Annotated in this window: 3 protein-coding genes; 2 read left to right on the top strand and 1 reads right to left on the bottom strand. The window is 73.3% G+C overall.

All coding sequences use genetic code 11. The features are described 5' to 3' along the window. Window positions 1-785: enoyl-CoA hydratase family protein (locus P1P70_RS43260; RefSeq protein WP_319247787.1), on the bottom strand; the 785-nt coding region annotated here is incomplete at its 3' end. Between the two features lie 66 nt (window positions 786-851). Between P1P70_RS43260 and P1P70_RS43255 the strand changes: the two genes are divergently transcribed. Beyond that, window positions 852-1,604: an SDR family oxidoreductase gene (locus P1P70_RS43255; RefSeq protein WP_319247785.1), complete on the top strand. Its 753-nt coding sequence runs from the start codon at window positions 852-854 to the stop codon at window positions 1,602-1,604. Beyond that, window positions 1,601-2,533, top strand: a complete 933-nt coding sequence (locus P1P70_RS43250; RefSeq protein WP_319247783.1) for an SDR family oxidoreductase — start codon at window positions 1,601-1,603, stop codon at window positions 2,531-2,533. The genes P1P70_RS43255 and P1P70_RS43250 overlap by 4 nt, the downstream gene beginning before the upstream one ends. The last annotated feature ends 88 nt before the right edge of the window (window positions 2,534-2,621 follow it).

The following is a 2,621-nucleotide window of genomic DNA, read 5'->3' as shown; positions in this document are numbered from 1 at the left end:
CTCCCGGCCCTACCCGCCGCCTCAGCCCTGCCCGTTGTCGCGGTACGACCCGCCACCCCGAACCGGCCGCGGACCTCGTCGGCCACACCGCTGAGGTTCGCCTCGAAGGTGAAACCCTGCTCGAAGCGGTAGCTGCGGCGGACGTCGACGGGGTCGATGCCGTTGATGGCCGCCTTGGCCAGCCGCAGCAGCCGGCCGTCCTTCGCGGCGATCTCCCGTGCCAACTCCAGAGCGGCGGACGGCAGTTCGGCACGCGGTACGACCCGCCACACCGAACCGTGCGCCCGTAGCTCGGCGGCGGTCGCCGTACGCGAGGTGTAGTACAGCGCGCGCATCAGATGCCGCGGCACCAGCCGGGCCAGATGCGTCGCCGCACCCAGCGCGCCCCGGTCCAGCTCCGGCAGGCCGAAGGTCGCGTCCTGGCTCGCCACGATCGCGTCCGCGTTCCCCACCAGCCCGATCCCGCCGCCCAGACAGAACCCCTGGACGGCGGCGACCACCGGCACCTCGCACTCGTACACGGCGGCGAAAGCCTCCGCGCAGCCGTGGTTGGCGCCGATCAACGCGCTGTGCCCCGCCGCCTGGATCTCCTTGATGTCCACCCCGGCGTTGAACCCGCGCCCCTCCGCACCCAGCACGACACACCGCACCCCGGGATCGCGCCCCGCGCCGCGCACGGCCTCGGCCAGCTCGAACCACCCGCGCACCGGCAGCGCGTTCACCGGCGGGAAATCGACCGTGACGACGGAAATCCCCTTTTCCGGGGACGAGGTGGAGACACTCATCGGAGCATCAGCTACCTTCCACCTAACGTTTGTTTGGTGCGTCTCTCCTGCGGAAGGTAGCAGCGGATGCGGCTCAACGGGAAGGTCGCCGTCGTCACCGGCGGCACACGCGGCGTCGGCGCCGGCATCGCCCGAGCCTTCACCGAAGCCGGCGCCGAGGTCGTGACCTGCGCCCGCCGGCCCCCCGAAGTACCGCTGAAGGGCGCCGAGTTCATCCCGCTGGACGTCCGGGACCCCGACGCCGTACACCGCTTCTTCGCCGAACTCCCGCGCGTGGACGTCCTCGTGAACAACGCCGGCGGCACGCCCTACCGCCCCCTCACCGCGACCGACGCACGCCGCCACGCCCGCGTCGTCGAACTCAACCTCACCGCTCCACTGACCGTGTCCCTCGCCGCCCACGAGCACCTCCGGCGGGCCGGCGGCGCGATCGTGATGATCGGCAGCGTCAGCGGCAGCCGCCCCTCACCCGGCTCGGCGGCCTACGGCGCCGCCAAGGCCGGCCTGGAACACCTCGCCCGCTCCATGGCCGTGGAGTGGGCCCCGGAGATCCGGGTCAACACCCTCGTCCTCGGCCTCGTCCGCACCGAACTCGCCCACCTCCACTACGGCGACGAGCACGGCGTCGCCGCCGTCGCCCGCACCGTCCCGCTGGGCCGCCTCGCCACCCCCGCCGACATCGGCGACGCGGCGGTCTTCCTCGCCTCCGACGCCGCCGCCTACATCACCGGCGCCTCCCTCCTCGTCCACGGCGGCGGCGAACGCCCCGCCTTCCTGGACGCGGCGAACGCCCACACCGACGAAGGAGAACCACGATGAGCGGCACACTCCCCTACCGCGAAGGGCGGCTCTGCGAAGGGCGCGTGGTCGTCGTGACCGGCGCGGGCCGCGGCCTCGGGCGCGCGCACGCGCTCGCGTACGCCGCCGAGGGCGCCCGCGTGGTCGTCAACGACCTCGGCGTGGGACTCGACGGCACACCGGGCCCCGGCAGCCCCGCCGCCCGGGTCGTCGAGGAGATCCGCGCCCAGGGAGGGGACGCGGTCGCGCACGGCGGGGACATCGCCACCACCGACGGCGCCGCCTCCCTCGTCCAGACCGCCCTGGACACCTACGGACGGCTCGACACCCTCGTCAACAACGCCGGCTTCCTGCGCGACCGGATGCTCGTCAACCTCGACGAGGACGACTGGGACGCCGTCCTCCGCGTCCACCTCAAGGGCCACTTCCTCCCCCTGAAACACGCCGCCGCCCACTGGCGGGCCGAGACCAGGGCGGGCCGGACCCCGACCGCACGCGTCATCAACACCAGCAGCGGTGCCGGCCTGCTGGGCTCACTCGGCCAGGGCAACTACAGCGCCGCGAAGGCCGGCATCGTCGGCCTCACCCTCGTCGCCGCCGCCGAACTCGCCCGCTACGGCGTCCAGGTCAACGCCATCGCCCCCGCGGCCCGCACCAGAATGACCGAGACGGTCTTCGCCGAGACCATGACCGCCCCCGACACCGGCTTCGACACCATGGCGCCCGAGAACGTCTCCCCCCTGGTGGTCTGGCTGGGTTCCGCCACGAGCGAGGGTGTGACCGGCCGGGTCTTCGAGACGGAGGGCGGCCGCATCACCGTCATGGAAGGCTGGCGTCCCGGCCCGACCAGGGACAACGGAGCCCGCTGGACCCCGGAGGGCGCGGGGGAGACCGTACGAAAGCTCCTGGCGGAAGCCGAAAGGCCACGCCCGGCCTACGGCGCCTCATAACCGGGGCCGGACCCTTCAAGGGGCGCGGGGACCTGCGCGACAAGCCACGACGAACCCGCACCCGCCGACGCACCGAACCACCCCACCC

This window comes from Streptomyces sp. MB09-02B (assembly GCF_033794485.1).
Lineage (GTDB): Bacteria > Actinomycetota > Actinomycetes > Streptomycetales > Streptomycetaceae > Streptomyces.
Note: the sequence above shows the minus strand (reverse complement) of the source record. Positions and strands in the feature narration are given on the sequence as shown.